Genomic DNA, 516 nt, shown 5'->3' with positions numbered 1-516 from the left:
TGTAGTGGCGCGTTCTGGACCCGAAGCGGGGTGATCTACCCATGGCCAGGTTGAAGCACGTGTAAGAGCGTGTGGAGGACCGAACCCACCTAGGTTGAAAACTGGGGGGATGAGCTGTGGGTAGGGGTGAAAGGCCAATCAAACTCCGTGATAGCTGGTTCTCCCCGAAATGCATTTAGGTGCAGCGTTGCGTGTTGCCCGGCGGAGGTAGAGCTACTGGGTGGCTGATGGGCCTTACAGGGTTACTGACGTCAACCAAACTCCGAATGCCGCCTGGGTTGTAGCGTGGCAGTGAGACTGTGGGGGATAAGCTCCGTGGTCGAGAGGGAAACAGCCCAGATCGCCGGCTAAGGCCCCTAAGCGTGTGCTAAGTGGGAAAGGATGTGCGGTCGCGCAGACAACCAGGAGGTTGGCTTAGAAGCAGCCATCCTTGAAAGAGTGCGTAATAGCTCACTGGTCAAGTGGTCGTGCGCCGACAATGTAGCGGGGCTCAAGCACACCGCCGAAGCCGCGGAC

The 516-nt window shown here is 58.5% G+C and carries 1 rRNA gene; it reads left to right on the top strand.

Annotated elements, in window-relative coordinates:
- Window positions 1–516 (top strand): 23S ribosomal RNA (locus HMPREF2883_RS01820); the annotation flags it as partial.

It is taken from the genome of Actinomyces sp. HMSC075C01, from assembly GCF_001812965.1.
GTDB classification, from domain to species: domain Bacteria; phylum Actinomycetota; class Actinomycetes; order Actinomycetales; family Actinomycetaceae; genus Actinomyces; species Actinomyces acetigenes.
This window is presented reverse-complemented; position numbering and strand designations above follow the sequence as displayed.